The 18240-nt window shown below is 41.0% G+C and carries 16 protein-coding genes and 3 pseudogenes; 10 read left to right on the top strand and 9 right to left on the bottom strand.

Annotated features, from left to right (window positions below):
- Positions 1 to 174: 174 nt before the first annotated feature.
- The 6 genes from G1O98_RS11260 to G1O98_RS11235 all read right to left on the bottom strand — a co-directional run bounded on the left by G1O98_RS11260 (position 175) and on the right by G1O98_RS11235 (position 6290).
- The gene (locus G1O98_RS11260) at positions 175 to 1185 is read right to left on the bottom strand and encodes a catalase family protein (RefSeq protein WP_163928900.1); all 1011 of its coding nucleotides are present in this window, start codon (positions 1183 to 1185) and stop codon (positions 175 to 177) included.
- Between the two features lie 37 nt (positions 1186 to 1222).
- Positions 1223 to 1798 (bottom strand): 5-formyltetrahydrofolate cyclo-ligase, encoded by a 576-nt coding sequence (locus G1O98_RS11255; protein ID WP_163928899.1) that lies wholly within the window; start codon positions 1796 to 1798, stop codon positions 1223 to 1225.
- A 73-nt stretch (positions 1799 to 1871) separates the two neighbouring features.
- Positions 1872 to 2816, bottom strand: a complete 945-nt coding sequence (locus tag G1O98_RS11250) for a GDP-L-fucose synthase (RefSeq protein WP_163928898.1) — start codon at positions 2814 to 2816, stop codon at positions 1872 to 1874.
- Between the two features lie 23 nt (positions 2817 to 2839).
- Positions 2840 to 3919 carry a GDP-mannose 4,6-dehydratase gene (gene gmd, locus G1O98_RS11245; RefSeq protein WP_163928897.1) on the bottom strand — a complete coding sequence of 360 codons (1080 nt, stop codon included), beginning with the start codon at positions 3917 to 3919 and terminating at the stop codon, positions 2840 to 2842.
- A 358-nt stretch (positions 3920 to 4277) separates the two neighbouring features.
- Complete coding sequence (locus tag G1O98_RS11240; RefSeq protein ID WP_163928916.1) at positions 4278 to 5036, bottom strand: sugar transferase; 759 nt, start codon at positions 5034 to 5036, stop codon at positions 4278 to 4280.
- Positions 5037 to 5135: 99 nt separating this feature from the next.
- On the bottom strand, positions 5136 to 6290 hold the full coding sequence (locus G1O98_RS11235) for a glycosyltransferase (RefSeq protein WP_163928896.1): 1155 nt from the start codon (positions 6288 to 6290) through the stop codon (positions 5136 to 5138).
- Between the two features lie 280 nt (positions 6291 to 6570).
- Here G1O98_RS11235 and G1O98_RS11230 point away from each other — a divergent pair, with 280 nt between their 5' ends.
- Both G1O98_RS11230 and G1O98_RS11225 read left to right on the top strand, forming a co-directional pair.
- Complete coding sequence (locus G1O98_RS11230) at positions 6571 to 7500, top strand: NAD-dependent epimerase/dehydratase family protein (protein WP_163928895.1); 930 nt, start codon at positions 6571 to 6573, stop codon at positions 7498 to 7500.
- Positions 7501 to 7702: 202 nt separating this feature from the next.
- The gene (locus G1O98_RS11225; protein ID WP_163928894.1) at positions 7703 to 8608 is read left to right on the top strand and encodes an SMP-30/gluconolactonase/LRE family protein; all 906 of its coding nucleotides are present in this window, start codon (positions 7703 to 7705) and stop codon (positions 8606 to 8608) included.
- 52 nt (positions 8609 to 8660) lie between these two features.
- Here G1O98_RS11225 and G1O98_RS11220 read toward each other — a convergent pair whose 3' ends face one another.
- Positions 8661 to 10835 carry a DEAD/DEAH box helicase gene (locus G1O98_RS11220; protein ID WP_163928893.1) on the bottom strand — a complete coding sequence of 725 codons (2175 nt, stop codon included), beginning with the start codon at positions 10833 to 10835 and terminating at the stop codon, positions 8661 to 8663.
- Positions 10836 to 10879: 44 nt separating this feature from the next.
- On the opposite strand from G1O98_RS11220, the gene G1O98_RS11215 reads away from it, so the two are divergent.
- The 3 genes from G1O98_RS11215 (at position 10880) to G1O98_RS11205 (ending at position 12595) form a co-directional block, all read left to right on the top strand.
- Positions 10880 to 11416 carry a hypothetical protein gene (locus G1O98_RS11215; protein WP_163928892.1) on the top strand — a complete coding sequence of 179 codons (537 nt, stop codon included), beginning with the start codon at positions 10880 to 10882 and terminating at the stop codon, positions 11414 to 11416.
- A gap of 152 nt (positions 11417 to 11568) precedes the next feature.
- A complete protein-coding gene (locus tag G1O98_RS11210) occupies positions 11569 to 12006 on the top strand; it encodes a DoxX family protein (RefSeq protein WP_163928891.1) in 438 nt (145 codons plus the stop codon).
- A gap of 22 nt (positions 12007 to 12028) precedes the next feature.
- Positions 12029 to 12595: a DUF2808 domain-containing protein gene (locus G1O98_RS11205; protein ID WP_163928890.1), complete on the top strand. Its 567-nt coding sequence runs from the start codon at positions 12029 to 12031 to the stop codon at positions 12593 to 12595.
- A 94-nt stretch (positions 12596 to 12689) separates the two neighbouring features.
- Here G1O98_RS11205 and G1O98_RS11200 read toward each other — a convergent pair.
- Positions 12690 to 12890, bottom strand: a pseudogene (locus G1O98_RS11200) (Uma2 family endonuclease); the annotation flags it as partial.
- A gap of 49 nt (positions 12891 to 12939) precedes the next feature.
- Between G1O98_RS11200 and G1O98_RS39860 the strand changes: the two are divergent.
- The 3 genes and pseudogenes from G1O98_RS39860 to G1O98_RS11195 all read left to right on the top strand — a co-directional run.
- Positions 12940 to 13065, top strand: a pseudogene (locus G1O98_RS39860) (IS4 family transposase); the annotation flags it as partial.
- A 157-nt stretch (positions 13066 to 13222) separates the two neighbouring features.
- Positions 13223 to 13528 (top strand): annotated as a pseudogene (locus G1O98_RS39855) (transposase); the annotation flags it as partial.
- A 386-nt stretch (positions 13529 to 13914) separates the two neighbouring features.
- Complete coding sequence (locus tag G1O98_RS11195; RefSeq protein WP_163928889.1) at positions 13915 to 15783, top strand: carbohydrate-binding protein; 1869 nt, start codon at positions 13915 to 13917, stop codon at positions 15781 to 15783.
- 295 nt (positions 15784 to 16078) lie between these two features.
- On the opposite strand, the gene purD is transcribed toward G1O98_RS11195, so the two are convergent.
- A complete protein-coding gene (purD, locus tag G1O98_RS11190) occupies positions 16079 to 17362 on the bottom strand; it encodes a phosphoribosylamine--glycine ligase (protein WP_163928888.1) in 1284 nt (427 codons plus the stop codon).
- A 289-nt stretch (positions 17363 to 17651) separates the two neighbouring features.
- Between purD and G1O98_RS11185 the strand changes: the two genes are divergently transcribed.
- Together G1O98_RS11185 and G1O98_RS11180 are read left to right on the top strand one after the other, a co-directional pair.
- Complete coding sequence (locus G1O98_RS11185; protein WP_175586630.1) at positions 17652 to 17882, top strand: hypothetical protein; 231 nt, start codon at positions 17652 to 17654, stop codon at positions 17880 to 17882.
- Positions 17883 to 18047: 165 nt separating this feature from the next.
- On the top strand, positions 18048 to 18188 hold the full coding sequence (locus G1O98_RS11180) for a hypothetical protein (protein ID WP_163928887.1): 141 nt from the start codon (positions 18048 to 18050) through the stop codon (positions 18186 to 18188).
- The last annotated feature ends 52 nt before the right edge of the window (positions 18189 to 18240 follow it).

Genomic DNA, 18240 nt, shown 5'->3' with positions numbered 1-18240 from the left:
TCGGTATCTAAATCCATATAGATAGATGTAGAGACGTAAAACTTTACGTCTCTACAAGAGTTTTTGTTGCAAAACTTATAACTTTGATACATCAAATCAGCAATACCAAAAGTCGTATCTAATCAAGTAGGCTTATAGCCTATCATCCTACAATTTTAAGCCAATTCACAGTGGTTAATCTTCAACCGCTACATAAGGTTGTGGTTCCAGCAAACGTTGGGCAATTTGTTCTCGTCGATACTTTGCAAGTTCGCTGTAAAGCCTCTTGCGAGAGAGATTCACACTTCCAACAGGCTCATGCTCTAGCAGTGTATGCCAAGGGGAAAACAACATCCCCTCATCCAAGCGTTTGCGTTCTTCAAAATCAAATTTCTGACTAAAAATGCGAACAGTTGCAACTTTAACAAACGGTGAATCTGCTTCTTGCCATTCTTTAACATGGTCTTCAATGGGCGTTTTTTCATCATCTACATAAAACTGAATAAAGAAGTCAAAAGATACTTCTTTACCTTCTTCAGTCAAATATTTGACTATTGCTTCCCGGAGGTAATTTTCTGATTCGGGAAGTTTTTCGGGTGATTGTTCAGGCTGTTGAGATTTGACAGATAATTTGACAATGCGATTCCCAAACTTAAATGGAGCCATACTCCAATATTGAATTAAGAGCGGATTTCCTACTTTCTGTCCGCCAATCTTTTGCAAGATTGCAAAGGCATAACCAAGTTCCTGGATGCGCTCTGGGCTAAGTTGTCCACTACCTGCTCTCGAAAGATCGGCGTAATCACGAACATCTTTGGTCAAGAAAATAGGATAATTGTTGAGTATAAAATCTTGAGTTTTTTCTTCATCATCCAGCACTTTTTGCCCGTCTACATTCATCACCTTGATGGCGATACCGCGAACATCCGGCTGGCTATCGGAGTGGAATTTACCACGCTTTTCAGGAGAACCACCACTAGAGAAACGAATCCACGCAGGATAGGTTTGGGGCTTTTTGAACAAACCTACTCTCAAGTCTTCAGGAAGATTGGGTTCAATAATAAACTCTCCTCCAAGGAGTCCATGACTTTTGCTATGAATTTGGCGGAGGTCTGGGCCTGTTTTTTGTTGAGCTTGGAGGCTAGTTGCTATTATCTCGTCGATTATTGCTTCCTGCTCAGTGGTAGATGACGTTGGATTAGTCATAAAACATTTGATAATATGTCCTCATTATCCTGAACCCTTAGTCTTTCCGAGTCAATCCGGTTTCCGTAGAAACAGCTTGTAGTGGTTTATCCCAGGATTCAATAGGTATTTGGGACAAATAGGCGAAATCAAAGACAATTCCGATAGTCGGTTTTGTCTGCCACTGCGGTAAACTGAGCAAGCGATCATAATATCCGCCACCATAGCCCAGGCGATATCCTTGATAGTCGCAAGCTACACTGGGGACGAGAATTAAATCTACTTCGGCAGCATCTAAGATTGGAGCGTCAGAGTGCGGTTCAATAATGCCATAAGCGCCACTTTGAATAGAATCTTTAGGTGTCCAAATATGCCAACACAAGGATTTATCAACGCAGCGAGGAAATCCCCAACGGTATTTGGTGTTTGCAAATAGTGGACTGAGGTCAGGTTCTTGGCGAAAGCTAAAATACGCAAGTATTGTTTTTGCTTGAGTAAATAAAATAGAGTTTTGTAAATGAAAGCATACGCGATCGCTTTTTTCTCTCCATTCTCCAACAGACATTGATTGGCGTGTTTTGAGTAGAGTGCGGCGTAGTTTTGCTTTATTTAGTTGATGATTAACTTTGTCCATGAAAATTTATAGCCTCAAACAAATAAGCTGGGCATCGCCCAGCTTATAACACCCTACATTCACTAATACATTGTTATGCGGCGTGTTGACGATACCACTCAATGGTATTCTTTAACCCTTCCTGAAAGCCCACCTGAGCAGTGAAATCAAAGGCTTGCTTTGCCCGTTCAGTATCCAAACAACGACGGGGTTGACCATTAGGCTTGTCAGTTTGCCAAACAATTTCACCCTTAAACTCCATCAATTCACAGATTAGAGTTATTAAATCAAGAATGGAGATTTCATAACCCGTTCCCAAGTTAACTGGTTCCGATTCGTTATAGAATTGAGTCCCCATAACAATCCCCCGCGCTGCATCTTCTGAATACAGAAACTCGCGGGTAGGACTGCCATCACCCCAAACTGGGAGTTGCTTTTCTCCTTGAATTTGGGCTTCGTGAACTTTGCGAATTAACGCTGGAATAACGTGGGAACTTCCGGGGTCAAAGTTATCTTCTGGGCCATATAAATTCACTGGCAGTAGGTAAATTCCATTAAAACCGTACTGCTGGCGGTAAGATTGCAATTGGACTAAAAGCGCTTTTTTCGCAATTCCGTAGGGGGCGTTGGTTTCTTCTGGGTAGCCATTCCAAAGATCGTCTTCTTTAAATGGCACTGGGGTAAATTTAGGATAGGCGCAGATAGTGCCAACACAAACAAATTTTTCTACTCCAGCTTGATAGGCAGCGTGAATTAGGTGCGTACCCATGATCAAGTTATCGTAGAACAACTCTGCGGGTTTTTCGCGGTTTAGACCGATGCCACCCACATGAGCTGCTAAGTGGATAATGATGTCTTGCTGGTCAACTGCCCGTTGGCTATTTTCCCAGACACGTAGATCACAATCGCGCGATCGCACTATTGTAATCTTCTCACGATCAGCCCCTGCTTTACACAGTTGATCTATCACCTGACGACCTAGAAACCCCGACCCACCAGTGACGAGAATTCGTTGATTTTTTAGTTCTAAGGCGGTCATATTTTTATCCTCTGTGGTGCAAATCAGAAGTGCAAAGCGCCGAGTTCTTGACGAACAGTGGCAATATCCAATGGAAATTGCGAACCTTTTCCATTGGGTGAAGTGTGACCCAATGCTTGTAAGTCTGCTTCTACCATTAAGGAAACTAATTCTTCAAAGGTTACTGATGTTTTCCAGCCCAAATTCTGGCGTGCTTTCGTAGCATCGCCAATCAACAAATCTACCTCAGATGGACGGAGGTAACGCTCATCAAACTCTACATAATCTTGCCAATTGAGATTTACGTAACTAAATGCTAGTTCCAAAAATTCTCGCACTGAATGGGTTTCACCAGTAGCAATTACATAATCGTCTGGCTTGTCTTGCTGTAACATCAACCACATTGCTTTCACGTAATCCTTCGCGTAGCCCCAATCTCGCTTAGAGTCTAGATTACCCATGTAAATCTTTTTCTGCTTACCAGCAACTATACCAGCAACTGCTCTAGTAATTTTGCGGGTTACAAAGGTTTCACCACGTCTTGGTGATTCGTGGTTAAAAAGTATACCGTTGCAAGCAAACAAATCGTAAGACTCACGATAATTTACAGTTTGCCAGTGGGCGTAAACTTTTGCACAGGCGTAAGGACTGCGGGGATAAAAGGGCGTTGTCTCACTTTGGGGTATTGCTTGTACTAAACCATACATTTCGGAAGAACCCGCCTGGTAAAATCGCACCTGAATTCCAGTCCGGTGTTGGTAGTCTCGAATTGCTTCCAACAGACGCAGCGTCCCCATTCCTACAGCATCCACTGTATATTCTGGTGAATCAAAGCTTACTCTTACATGGGATTGAGCGCCGAGGTTGTAAATTTCTACTGGTTTGACTTCTTCTAAAATACGTCGCAACGTCGTACCATCTGTCAAGTCACCATAGTGAAGAAACAACCGCACTCCCTGTTTGTGAGGGTCTTCGTAAATGTGATCGATGCGGTCTGTGTTGAAGGTAGAAGTCCGGCGAATGATGCCATGAACCTCATAACCTTGTTCCAGTAAAAACTCACTTAGATATGAACCATCTTGACCAGTGATACCAGTAATCAACGCTCGCTTCTGTTGCGTCATGCTCAATTATCCCTTATGTGTATTAAAAAGTTACAGCTAATCTGATACAACCTAGCAGTTAATCGCTAAATTGCCTAACGGGAAACCTACGAGTTCTTGTTGTTATGAGACTTTTTCCCGTAAATAAATATACTTAATAAAAATAATTTAACACTTAAGTTAAACCTTAGATAGACCAAGGTTTTTTAAGTATGTATATTTTTCTTTTACCAGATATATCAAGATTCTTTTTGTGTACGTTATTTTTTTGTCAAAATTTCATATATGTCTGGTTTTGTGAAGACTGAATAAAATAGGTATTTGAAATTAGAATTTTAGGGGCATTAACTGCCCCACAGAATCGCCCCTAAATATTGACTCAGTATGCCCCGTTATTTTTGGGTAGAATAACTACATCAACAGTTTTCAAGATGATCCATAAATCAAGCCAGAAATTTCTAAATTTGACATAATGCAGGTCTATTTGGACTCGCCGAGGATAGGGAATGTCATTACGCCCAGATACCTGCCACAAACCAGTAATTCCTGGACGGATTGTTAAAATCTCATCAATGTGACAACCGTATTTTGGTAGTTCTTCTGCTACTAAGGGCCGAGGGCCGACTACACTCATGTCCCCTTTTAAAACATTCCAGAACTGGGGAAATTCGTCTAAGCTAGTAATTCGCAAAAATTGACCAATTTTGGTAATCCGGGGGTCTTGTTTCAGCTTAAAACTGCTTTCAAATTCTTGTCGCAACTCGGGCGATGTTTCCATCATCTGCATGAGTATTTCGTCCGCATTGCTTACCATTGTTCGGAATTTAATACAATTAAACGCTTTGTAATTTTTTCCTACCCGTTCCTGGATATAAAATATTGGGCCTTCTGAGCTGAAGGCAATCAGCAAGGCCAAAATTAAGTAGACGGGGAAGAACAAAATCAATACCGACAGCGAAAACACTATATCGAACAGTCGTTTGGCAAACTCTCCGTTTAAACCCTGAAAAGATAAACCTTTGGGTTTAACTTTTGGCGTCTTCGTTTTTTGACCGCGTTTTAAGAAAGTACGCGTAGACGCTCTAGTGTCTTGCCGTACGCCTCGCTTGCCGGAGAGGAGTGAGCTCTGGGCAGTCATCATACTCCTTAATAATCCACACCACACATAGTCCCAATATTAAAGCCAAAATGATGTGCTTCTGGAGGGAAATTGCCAAAAGCCTAAAAAAATAAGACATTAACCAAGACCATCATTCCGAAAACGGTCTTTTTCGTTGCACTTGTTTACAAAATTTAGATAACGATCTGCAAAGATTTGCGGTGAGAACTGCGCGGCGTGCGATCGCATATACTCGGAACTGAACGAACCCTCATACACTTCAAACTTTTCTACTGCCTCCACTAAAGCCGCCTCTGTTTGCGTCTTGAAGAATATACCTGTCCCTGTATCTACACAAGAGCGGATATCTCGCACTGTTTCGAGAGCCCCTCCTGCACCGTAGGCAATTACTGGTGTACCACAGGCTTGTGCTTCCACTAGGGCAATCCCAAAATCTTCACAAGCTGCATACACAAAGGCCTTAGCCCTAGACATATATTTTTTTACCACATTATCGGGTTGCCATCCCAGTATTTGGATATTAGAGTTTGCCATCTCGCGAATCTTATTCATTTCATCTCCTGTACCAATGACTACTAATGGTCGTTTTAGTTGATTAAAAGCCTTGACAATCAACGATATTTGCTTGTAACTCACTAAGCGGGAAACTGTCAGGTAGAAGTCGTCTTTCTCAGACAGAAATGGAAATTCCGCGATATTCACTGGTGGATAAATGACTGTTGCTTCTCGCCGATAGCAACGCCAAATCCGCCGAGCCGTATGTTGCGAGTTAGCAATGAAGTAATCAACGCGATTGGCACTCAATACATCCCACTGGCGCAAACGATGTAATAAATATCGCGTCACCCACCCAGGTAAGCCACTACCCAGTTTGCTGTAGCGAAGATAATCAAAGGTCAAGTCCCAGGCATAGCGCATAGGGCTGTGACAGTAGCAAATATGCATCTGTTCGGGAGTGGTAAGGATTCCTTTGGCAACAGCGTGAGATGAAGACAGAATTACGTCATAATGCCGCAAATCAAGTTGTTCAATTGCCAAAGGCCACAAAGGCAAGTATTTTTGTATACCGTTGCGAGCAGATGGAAAGTTCTGGAGAAACGTCTTGCCAATTTGACGTTTATATAAATAACTTTCTCTATTGCTGGATTCAAAATCGATCAGAGCATACAAATCAGCATCAATGTGATTCAAAATTTCTCGGACAACGAGTTCGGAACCACCGGTGGCTTTAGGTGTCAGCCACTCATGAACCAGAGCATATTTCAAGGGCACAGCTAACTTGAATAAATGGAAGATACAAAGGCTAACTTGATGACGTTAACTGAAAAGTTTCCCCTTGTGATTAATTAATGGGAAGCGCCCCAGATTAGCACATAAGACGCAATTTTTCCGTTAGAGGTTCCAGATGGATGATAACCTCAGATTGGGTATGGGGCATTGGGCATTGGGCATTGGGCATTGGGCATTATTATTCCTCTGCTCCTTCATCTCTCCCACTTGCTTCCTCACTCCCTACTCCTGTAACGACAACTGATATGCAAAAGGTGAATTTATGCGAATTCTAATTATGGGTGGTACTCGGTTCATTGGTGTCTATTTGACTCAATTACTAGTGGAACAAGGACATGAGGTGGTGCTTTTCAATCGGGGAAATCGGCCAGCACCTTCTTTACAGGGAGTAGGACAAATTATAGGCGATCGCACTGACCCTACCCAATTAAAAGCAAAGTTATCACAAGAAAGCTTTGATGTCATTTTTGACAATAATGGGCGAGAACTTACTGATACTCAACCACTTGCAGAGATTTTTCAAGGTCGAGTGCAACATTTTGTGTATATGAGTTCTGCCGGAGTGTATCTCAAATCCGATCAACTACCCCATGTCGAAGGAGATTTAGTAGATCCCAAAAGTCGCCATAAGGGTAAGCATGAAACAGAAGCTTATTTAACTCAATTGGGATTGCCCTTTACTTCCATTCGTCCTACTTATATTTACGGGCCTCGTAATTATAATGAGTTGGAAGGGTGGTTTTTTGACAGAATTGTGCGCGATCGCCCGATTCCCATCCCCGGAAATGGTTTGCATATCACCCAGCTAGGTCATGTAAAAGACTTGGCACAAGCAATGACTCAGGTTTTAGGCAATAAACAAGCCGTAGGACAGATTTATAATATCTCAGGCGATCGCTTTGTCACTTTTGATGGTTTAGCCCGTGCTAGTGCTGTGGCGGCTGGCAAATCACCCGATGCTGTAAAAATCGTCCATTACGACCCGAAAAAGTTTGATTTCGGCAAGCGCAAAGCTTTTCCGATGCGGGTGCAGCATTTCTTTGCTTCGGTGAATAAAGCGCAAACAGAATTAAACTGGCATCCTGAATATGATTTGATTTCAGGGTTACAAGACTCTTTGAAAAATGATTATTTGGCTAATGCAAAAGAAGCAGACTTTTCTTTAGATGACGAGATTTTACAAGCTATTTAGAAACAAAATTCCCGCTTTTTTATCGAAGTCGGGAATCTCAAACTTAGCCAAAAGGAAGAATTTTTCTTTTACCTGGGGAAGACGCAATTCATCGCGTCTTCAGTTTTTACTTGAATTTGAATAAAGTTTTTCCTGTTGCCTATTGGTGAGGGAGACATTTTTTAACGCATTGTTTCAATGCCATTGAAATTAGGTTTTGTAAATGGTGTTATTGATTGATAAAATGAACAAGTTGCAATATACACTCCACAATGTTCTAGAAGCCCGCGCCCGTTTGGGTGAAGGCCCCATCTGGGATTCTACTGGGAAACTACTATACTGGGTTGATATCTACAATCATCGAGTGCATCAATTCAATCCTACTACGGGGGAAAACGGCTTTTTTGATGTGGGAGACGTGGTAGGTGCGATCGCAACAGCAGATGCAGATAGATTGATTATGTTGCTGCGTCATCACTTGGCATTCCTCAACACTCAGACAGGTGTAGTTACCCCCATTTTGGAAATTGAAGCAAATCTACCAGATAACCGTCTCAATGATGGTAAATGTGACCCTCAAGGACGTTTCTGGTTTGGTTCAATGTGTTCTATAGAAAAACCTCAAGCTAGCCTTTATCGCTATGACACTGATGGTTCATTGCATTTAATGGAAACGGGATTGACTATTTCTAATGGTTTGGGATGGAGTCCCGATCAAAAGACATTTTACTTAACAGATTCTCCTCAGCAAAAAATATATGCTTACGATTTTGATTCAGTAACCGGAACCATTACTAATCGTCGGATTTTTGTTGATTTAACTCATGAATCTTTCTATCCAGATGGGTTGACAATAGACCGTGAAGGACATATCTGGTCAGCTATGTGGGATGGATGGTGTGTGATTCGTTTCAATCCCAAGGGTGAAGAGATATTGAGGATAAAGCTACCTGTGCAATTGCCAACTAGCTGTACTTTTGGCGGAGATAATTTGCAAACCCTTTACATTACCACTGCTTCAGTTGGACTAAGCCAAGCAGAGATCGAAAAAAGTTTCTACTCTGGTGATTTGTTTGCTCTCCAAACTGATGTTACTGGATTACCTACTTATGATTTTTATAAAAAATAGCAAATATACTCGGTGATTAGAAATCGCCAGAGCATTTTGAGGTATTCTCTATTTATGCTTTCCACAGCGCCACTTGCTGCTTGAGTTCTCTCATATCTAAATAATCGCTAGCAAAAGCTTTTCGTAAAAGTGGATGAGGAATAAATTGATCGTATTTTTGAATTTCCGGTGCTTCTGAAGTACTGAGTAAATATTCTGAGCTAATTCTTTGCTCACACAATGAAGCAATTTCGGGATAAAGATATTTAAATTTATCTTTACCTAATTTTATTGTGAAATAATAAGGATTTAATCCGCCGATACTTGTAATTTCCAATGATTCTCGACAGTAGGAATTGAGTAATTTTTCTAAGGTGCGATAAGCAACTGTACCCATCCAGGGAAAAATGCAGCATTTACCTTTTTCTAATTGCACGATATTTTGTTTATCTAATCCAACCTGCTGCACTAATTGGCGAACTTGACATAAACGTTGTAAAGCATTTTTTTGCAAATAGCTATACTCGATATTTTCAAATAGAACCTGTTGCATTCGTTGCAAAACTTTGTTATGAATAGTGCCACTACTACCACGCCAATAAATACTAGCTTTACCCTCAGCTTGTTTAACAAAAATAGCTTTCTTTTTAAAGTCAACTTCTACAACTTCCCAACTTCTGCCAGCTAAAGCAAATTGATTTCCAACCGCAGGCGGTGTGACGATACTACCAATTTGTGTTGCACCTTGCTTAACAATATATTCTTGCTGTTCAGTAAAGACAGCATAAAACTGAAATTTTCTTACAATCTTTTCTCCTATTAAACCCAGGATTAATTTACCTTGTTCAGTATGCTGAATATGACCAATATCAATTAAATAGCGAATCAATAATTGGAAATCTTCTTTGGAAATAGCAGCAAAGGGTGGCAGACTAAAAATTTGTTTAGCTAAAGCACTAGGTGAAAGTTCTCCTGTTGCTGTTAAAATACTCATTGTCTGATGATAAAGCAAACTCAAAGGATATTTAATCGGTCTGATTGGTTCAATCCATTGTTCCTCTAAATAAAGTTGAATGATAGCGATAGACTGTAACAACTGCCAGGGTATTTGCTCTGGTAGAGAAGCTTCTAATAATGGTTTATCTTCAGCACAGATAAAGCGCATATCGGCAGCTTCACCTCTCCTGCCACTACGTCCTAAACGCTGTAAAAAGCTAGCTACAGACAAGGGTGATTCTAACTGAATAACTCGATCTAAATGACCAATATCTATGCCTAATTCTAAAGTTAGAGTGGCGGCGGTAACTGCTGGACTGTTAGGTTCACGCATTGCATTCTCGGCGGCTTGCCGTAAGCTAGCAGATATACTCCCATGATGCACATGATATATGTCTGGTAGTCCTTGTTCTGTGGCAATTTGTCGCAAAGATGCGATTACAGATTCAGTCCGTGTGCGATTATTCGCAAATATCAGACATTTGCGAGATTTGCTGAGGTTGAAAATATATTGTTCATAAGCTGTTGCTTCTGATTCATCTACTTCATCAGTAATATAAAAATGTTCTACAGCTAGTTTAATTTGGCGTTTTATCCCATCAGTTTGCGGTGTAATCACTGGCTTATCTGTTCCTGAACTTAACCAATCTTCAGCTAGTGAGTAATCACCAAGAGTCGCCGACAAACCAATACGGCGCGGTTGTCTTTGCGTTAACTGTGCTAAACGTTGTAATTGGCAAATAATTTGACAGCCGCGTTCTGAACCCATAAAGGCGTGAATCTCATCAATGATGACAAACCTTAAATCACCGAATAAACGAAGGAGGTCATTATTTTTGTTGATTAACAAACTTTCTAGAGATTCTGGTGTAATTTGGAGAATACCTTGAGGGTTTTTTAAAAGTTTGTTTTTTCGACCTTGAGAAACATCGCCATGCCAGTGCCAAACTGGAATATCTGCTTCTTTGAGTAAGTCGTTGAGGCGCTCAAATTGATCGTTAATTAAAGCTTTGATTGGACTAATATATAATGCCCCTATAGTTGAAGCAGGATTGGCATGTAATAAAGTCAAAATTGGCAGAAAGGCCGCTTCTGTTTTACCCGCAGCAGTTGCAGCAGTAACTAGCAAATGAGCGTCGGTGTCAAATATAACTTGGCAAGCAGCAATTTGGACTGGTCGTAATTCAGTCCATTGATGATGATAAATATATTCTTGGATGAAGGGTGCAAGTCGGCTAAAAGCATCGCTCATATTTTTTATAAATAATTAGTGACAGATAATGAAGGGTAGCTAGTATGACACTTGAAAAATCAAATAACAGTAGTGGAATTGAAGTCGGTGGAATTTACTTTGAAACCTTAATGTCAGAACGGAAGTATAATCTTCCCATCTTTTGGGAAGAAACACCGATTAAATTTGGAGTAAGAATTACTAATAATTCATCAACTACTTATCGATTTGAGCTCCCTCATTTTGTACCAGAAATATTAAATCCACATGGAAAGCCTATGGAACCAAGTTTCCGTAGAAATGCAACCAGAACTGTAGAAGAATCAGATATTCCTTTAATTATATCTGGGGAAAGTTTGGAGCATTGGATGGATGCAAAATTCAAGTGGTATAACAAAAATTGTATTGAGCTTACAGGTTATGCATTGTACGGAGGAATTTTGAGTTTTTACAATTTTAAGCCAACTAAATATCAGATTCGGATGAAATATGTCAAAGATTCACCCACGCTAAAACTTCCTTTCTCTAGAGGCTCCACAAAATACGGTGGTTTTTGGACTGGTCAAATTGCCACAAATTTTGTCAATTTACGCCTGAGATAATTCTAAAAAACAATATTTTATCTCTGTTTGAAGGTCATTTATTCTGATTTAATTAGAGTATTTTCAGTTTTTATTCCTATTGACTCAAGGCAGATTAACATCCGTCAGCCAAACTGAATTAATAGAGGGAAGTATATAATAAGGCAAAAACTATGAATAAGTATAAGGAAATATTACGTGTCATCCTTGCTATATGCATCATTGTGGTTGGAGTAACACACTTCCTTGTTCCAGGAGAATATGTCAAAATTGTGCCGCCACAACTACCTTACCCTTTAGTATTAGTTTATATCAGTGGCTTTTATGAAATTTTGGGTGGTATCGGCTTATTAGTCCCGCCTGTAAGTCAAGCTGCTGCTTGGGGACTTCTTGCTCTTTTTATTGCTGTTTACCCTGCCAATATTAATATGGCGGTTAATCTGATCAAGGTTGAACATATACCAAATTCACCTTGGGTACACGTAGTCAGGCTTCCCTTACAAGCAGTTTTAATTGCTTGGGCTTGGTGGTACACGAAATCTTCTGATTGGGAAAAACAAGCTTCCATCATTCCCAAATCACTCATTCCCAAAGAATTAAAATTGAAATGAGTGGGTTTTTTATATTTGAATTATGCGTATTGCAACTTTATTTGGGATAACACTTTCGTTCGCAATTGGTATTGGGGGAGTAACGCTTCCGGTGACTGAAGCGGTGCAGCTTAGAGATGGTACAGTCTACTTTGTCCAACCGCCGAAACTTGTGAATGCAACGACTACTTATAAAGATGTGAATGTTTGGGGTGGAACTTACTATTTCACTATCAACCTGCCGGAAAATGCTGGAGAATCCCTTCAGAAGGTAACGATCGCACAAAGGGAGGGAACAGAGAACATCCGCTACAATCTTAATGATACCCGCGCCTTTGTCGGAACGAGCGAGCGCAAAGAATTTCGGCTAACACTAGGCCCAGTCACAGACGAACGCGACACACGAACCGTTACTGTGAATTTTGATCCGCCTGTCACTCCCGGACAAACAGTGACAATCGCCCTGCGTCCTGTGAGTAATCCCAGCTTTTCTGGTGTCTACTTACTAGGTGTAACAGCATTCCCGGTAGGTGAAAAATCCCACGGACAATTTCTCGGTTTTGGACGATTTCAGTTTTACAGCAATAGAAGTAACTGGTGGTTTCCATAAGCAGTATTACGTCAATGCTATGAACAACACAAGTTTCTATGGTATTGACAGTTTGCTGTAAGCCGTTATGCAGTTGTTATCGCAAATCAAATTTTTATCCCCAAATTATTTGCAAATTTAAAATAAATCCTGGTAAAACATCTTCTCCTGATAATTCTTGTGAAGATGCTAGTATTTCTACTGGTTTACCAAGACGATAGATTTCTACCTGACGCATTTTCGGATTAATTAAACAGCCTAATTTAGCTCCGTTGTCAATATATTCCTGCATTTTGGCTTGCGTTTCTCGCAAACTATGGTATTACTAGGATGGCAATTATTCGAGCGATCGCCGATGGAGAAAGAGACCCAAAGAGAAACGTAAAGGTGGACAACCAAAAGGGAGTAAGAACAAGAATAAAGCCGAGGTAATTTTCACATCTGAATTACTTCAAATTTATAAATTGATTCATTCATTATTCCAGCTATTAGAGGTTGTTTGAAAAGTGTTGCGCTGTGACTTTAGGCACTTTTAGATCCCCCTAACCCACCTTAAAAAAGGGGATAACCGGGTCAAAGTCCCTTTTTAAGGGGGATTTAGGGGGATCTAAAACTTGTTGCTACCAACAGCAGGACTTTTCAAACATCCTCTTAGACGGGTTTATTTTTCTTTATTACTTAGTACTAAATGGTATTTTTGGAAATTATAATGCCTTGCAGATGGCTCGGTAAGTTAACTTCCATATAATTTCCAAGCTTCGCTACGATTCAGTATTATATATAACTTATAAAAATCCTGACTCCAATAAACGCTTTCGTCGTCAGTCTGGTGAGAAGATTGACTATGGTAATATACCTGATGAATATTTATGTAAAAGTACCATTGAGCAGGATAGTAAAACAGATATTTATGAAGCTACTTTACTCTACAAGGAATTTGCTCAAGCACTCAATTATTCATCCCGTTTCTACGGGCGTTGAACCCTTGTCAATTGGCAGAGTATTGGAGAATAGGAAGATTTATTTTATTGAAAGTCATATCTAATAAGGATCTCGGTGAATTACAATCTCATTCTGGCTCGTCAATATTTAGATACGTTTGCCTAGATGCCTAGCCTAGATTAATGGAAGAGTGATAGTAATCACATTTTGAAGTAATCATATTTCGAAAATTTTCTAACCCGAATAAATACTGAGGTTGTTAGTTAGATTTCTAATCTATTATCTCTAGCATATTTCAAGAGTCATTAGTAGATGTAGTAACTAGCAGCCTGTTAACTGCGGCTAGTTTATTTATCTTTTGATTCAGCAATGCTGTTTAATTTCGGAGGATAAATGATGTGAACTATAAATTAAGCAGATTCTTTCTGCACACTGCTATTACGTTACTGTTACTACTGAGTTTATCCGGCATTAATCATGTATTAAATATTCCGGTTTTGGAGCCACTGAAGGTTGTGGCGGCTACCAGCACATTGACTATTCCGTCGAGCGCGCTGGCACCTTGGCCTGTATTTAAGCGTGTAGATGCTCTCAACTCATCGTTTCGTTCTGGACTAAATACAGCCTGGGGAGACTATTGGGAGCGTAGCGAAAATCCTTTTGATATTGGGTATACAGAGCAAACCCAGGAACTAACCAACACTGGCAATGGTAACTATGCAATATACAACAACCTTGACTTAGGTAGTGGTGTAGAAGCGTTGATGCTACGTATCGCTTTACCTTCTGGGACAAACAGCGTTGAAGTGCGCTTAGGTTCAGTTAGCGGCTCTGTAGTGGGAAGCTGTACCATCAACAGCACTGGTTCTCTGTCAAACTATCGTACAGTTCCGTGTCTTTTGAATAAGAGCCTTGCAAAAGGAAAACAAAACCTGGTCATTAGGTTTCCAGGCTCTAACCGTTCTATGCGCTTTAATTGGTTTGCCTTCTGGGCGAAGGATACAGTGCAAAAAATTGACGAGATACAAAAAATCCAATCCAACAATATTAACCAAGGTTCGCCTGTTATTCCTATTTCTGGCAGACCAATACGAACACAAAACCAACTACCAACCAGTTCCCAGATTCTAGCCAAATCCTATGGGCTGTGGTCTCCTGGCAAAACATGGGAATGCCCCAAGTGGATGCATGATACTTATTTTACCAATGGCGAGGATGGCAAAGTCTACCCCACATGGCATCCGCCTGTAGATTTCAACCCTGAAACAAATACGTATTGTACATACGGTCACGAGCATGGCGACGATCCGCTCAGTTCAGAAGCATTTAATATTGCAGGGATGCCAGCTTTTGGCTATGTAAATGAGCAACTAGCAACTAATAATCCATCTAATCCATCTGTTCATAGAAATGAAGATCACTTTGGGCATAAGGTTCTTGTTGCCAACAATTGGCAGATGTTCGATGCCAGCAACAGCAGTTTAATTAAATCCTGTGACGTGAGCTTAAAACTGCACATGGGTACACATTCGCCGGATGCGCTAGTAAATACAGCCCATGAAATGTTTGCGTCTGGTAAATGTGATGGGCTTGAACCCTTCAATTTAAAGCATTTTGCTTTGTTTGGTGCTGCCGGAGAATTTAAAGAACCTGAAACTTCTTTGTGTAACTTATCAACGGTAAATCCTGGCATTCCTCCCTCCCCTACGAATCAACCCTATGGTGATGCCCATCGCGCCATTCCTACTGCTGGTTGTTACCAGCGTGGGACAGTTGATCAAAAAACGGCAGATGTAAATACAAGAAATAGTGAATATTGGCTTACTGGCTTTGCTGAAAAAAGCTTTTACTTTAAGGTCACAAATCCTTCCCGTTTTTATGATCCGTCTACCACAACGAAGATCAATAGGACTGTGAATAGCTGCTACGACCCAGCGCATCCTCTTTCTACAACTCTACTTTGCGAAGAAACATTAGCTGCTGGTAGTAAAGTCGAGTGGGACGACCCTCGATCGCCCTTTAGAGGAACAACTCAAATAGAAACTCACTTTTCTGGTCTTGCATTTAGCAATTCTGCAAATTCAGTAATCTATACAGATGCTTATGGGAGAAACGCAAGCATATCACCCGCTCCCGCTCAAGGGATTACGTTCAAGCAAATTGTTCCTGTCAAAGGATTTAAGTATGATGTAAATGGTCAAGCTAGCCTTTTCCCACCCAGAGACTATTCTGCATTGGGACAAAATGGGGTAAGAGCGCCTAATTAAAAGAAACCGAGCAATTCTAAATCCGTAAAGCAGGGCGATCGTCCCAGCATTCCATAGAAAACTCAAAGCTTCAGTTTCTCCATCCGCCGATGTCACGCCTTCGACCGAGCAGCAATAGCCCCATTCGACCATTTGTCAGGGTGTGGTACAGGCAGTCCAAAATACTATCTTTCCAGGACTTACGCAAATAATAAATAGCCAATATGGGCAATTCATAAATTGCCCCTACAGCATCTAGCTTTGTGTAAGTCCAAATATATGTTCAATGCGATCGCTTACTATAGCGTTCGTTTTCCTACTTGGCACTCACCACTTTATGACCAATATCTCTCCGGTAATATATGCCCTCAAACTGAATATATTGGATCCCAGAGTATGCTTGGGCGATCGCTTGCTCAAAATTTTCTCCGATTCCAGTCACATTTAATACCCGACCCCCATCTGTCACAACTTCTTGTTGCTGGTTTAATTTTGTACCTGCATGAAATACAGTTGCTCCTGTTACCTCTGCGTTGCCAATACCAGTAATAACCTGCCCTTTCTCATATTCTCCGGGATAACCACCTGAAGCGGCAACGACAGTGGCAGATGCTCCTTTTTTCCAAGCAATGGGCGGTAATTCACTTAACCTCTGTTGTACACAGGCTAGAAGTAACTCTTCTAGGGGTGTTTCTAATAATGGCAAAATCACTTGGGTTTCTGGATCGCCAAAGCGACAGTTAAATTCCAAAACCTTCAAGTCGCCATCGGGTGCAATCATTAAGCCAGCATACAGCACACCCCGGTAATCAATGCCTTTAGCTCGTAAGGTTGCGATCGCTCTTTCTAAGACTTCTGTTTGAATCCGTGCCATCAACTCTGGTGTCGCAATGGGTGCTGGGCTATATGCTCCCATACCACCAGTATTCTCGCCTGTATCGCCCTCACCAATTCGCTTATGGTCTTGAGCGGGCAGCAAGGGACGAATCGTTAACCCATCGGTTAATGCTAAAACTGATACCTCTTGCCCAATTAAACATTCTTCAATGACGACAAATTCACCAGCACTACCAAATTGTCCCTGAAAAATTGCATCAACAGCACTTTCTGCCTGTGCAATTGTTTCAGCTACTATCACACCCTTACCAGCTGCCAAGCCATCAGCTTTAACGACAATTGGCGCTCCCTGAGACTTGACATAAGATTTTGCTGCTCCTGCCTCCGTAAATACCGCAGCCCGTGCCGTCGGAATCCCTGCTTCTTGCATCAGGGCTTTTGCCCAAGCTTTACTCGCTTCAATTTGCGCTCCCGCTCTGACTGGACCAAATACCATCAATCCTTTATCTTGAAGGTAATCTGTGATTCCCTTAGATAGAGGTACTTCTGGCCCTACTACTACTAGAGTTATGCCATGTTCTAGAGCATATCGGCTAATGCCTTCAAAATCATCTACTACTAGGGGCAAGTTCTGGCAACGTTCCATACTTGCTGTTCCCCCATTCCCTGGTACACAGACAACTTGCTCAACTTGCTTAGATTGCAACAGTTTCCATGCCAGAGCGTGTTCGCGCCCTCCATTACCTACAACTAAAACTTTCACTGATTTCCTCGTGCGTCCCTTGCGAAACGAGAATACCCTATTCGGCTCTCGCGGATCAATTTTTTCACCAATTATCGCACTTGTGCAAGCCCCCTCGTGGCCATAAGAGTCAGGGAAAGGGGAGAAATAATTATCTACGTTTCAGGATTCGTGACTATACATCCATTGCCGTGAAGAGATAGGGCATTCTGGCGATCGCTTTATTTTTGAGGTTTTTTGTAAAGCGATAGCTTTCCTGCGGAACGCTAAGGCACTCACTCTTCTATAACAGGCGATCGCATTTGCTATTTTGGCGATCGCATTTGCTATTTTGGCGATCGCATTTGCTATTTTGGCGATCGCATTTGCTATTTTGGCGATCGCATTTGCTATTTTGGCGACAGCATTTGTTATTTCGGCGATCGCATTTGCTATTTCGGCGATCGCATTTGCTATTTCAGCGACTACATTTGCTATTTCAGCGACTACATTTGCTATTTCAGCGACTACATTTGCTATTTCGGAGGACGCTGTTACATAAATGATTGCGTTTATCCCAAAACAACAGGCAAATACAGGTGGATGGATTAGTAAAAATACAGAGAAAGTCTCAATATTAACTCTTAATTAAATCCACAAAACTACTCATCTCACGTAGAAAGGCATTCCGCTATGTTGAAATAGAACTATTCAAGAAATATCTCCTATGTCTTTAAAAACTCGCGGTTCTGCTGCTGTGGACAAAGCTCAACGCCGTCTTGCACTGCTTAAATCCATTAATGAGAACTTGGATTTAGGGCATGGATTAACAATTGAAGCTTATATAGGAATCATATTTGATTTTTGAAAAAGACTACGAGATAATACTGAGGTAAATATCGGTCTAAGAGTGAACCATG

The sequence above is a fragment of the Nostoc sp. UIC 10630 genome (assembly GCF_010747425.1).
GTDB lineage: Bacteria > Cyanobacteriota > Cyanobacteriia > Cyanobacteriales > Nostocaceae > Nostoc.
This window is presented reverse-complemented; position numbering and strand designations above follow the sequence as displayed.

Coding starts and splice junctions, on each gene's coding strand:
- G1O98_RS11260 (WP_163928900.1), bottom strand. CDS start 1,185: ATGACTAATCCAACGTCATCTACCACTGAGCAGGAAGCAATAATCGAC.
- G1O98_RS11250 (WP_163928898.1), bottom strand. CDS start 2,816: ATGACCGCCTTAGAACTAAAAAATCAACGAATTCTCGTCACTGGTGGG.
- G1O98_RS11230 (WP_163928895.1), top strand. CDS start 6,571: ATGCGAATTCTAATTATGGGTGGTACTCGGTTCATTGGTGTCTATTTG.
- G1O98_RS11255 (WP_163928899.1), bottom strand. CDS start 1,798: ATGGACAAAGTTAATCATCAACTAAATAAAGCAAAACTACGCCGCACT.
- G1O98_RS11215 (WP_163928892.1), top strand. CDS start 10,880: ATGACACTTGAAAAATCAAATAACAGTAGTGGAATTGAAGTCGGTGGA.
- G1O98_RS11220 (WP_163928893.1), bottom strand. CDS start 10,835: ATGAGCGATGCTTTTAGCCGACTTGCACCCTTCATCCAAGAATATATT.
- G1O98_RS11205 (WP_163928890.1), top strand. CDS start 12,029: ATGCGTATTGCAACTTTATTTGGGATAACACTTTCGTTCGCAATTGGT.
- G1O98_RS11210 (WP_163928891.1), top strand. CDS start 11,569: ATGAATAAGTATAAGGAAATATTACGTGTCATCCTTGCTATATGCATC.
- gmd (WP_163928897.1), bottom strand. CDS start 3,919: ATGACGCAACAGAAGCGAGCGTTGATTACTGGTATCACTGGTCAAGAT.
- G1O98_RS11240 (WP_163928916.1), bottom strand. CDS start 5,036: ATGACTGCCCAGAGCTCACTCCTCTCCGGCAAGCGAGGCGTACGGCAA.
- G1O98_RS11225 (WP_163928894.1), top strand. CDS start 7,703: ATGGTGTTATTGATTGATAAAATGAACAAGTTGCAATATACACTCCAC.
- G1O98_RS11180 (WP_163928887.1), top strand. CDS start 18,048: ATGTCTTTAAAAACTCGCGGTTCTGCTGCTGTGGACAAAGCTCAACGC.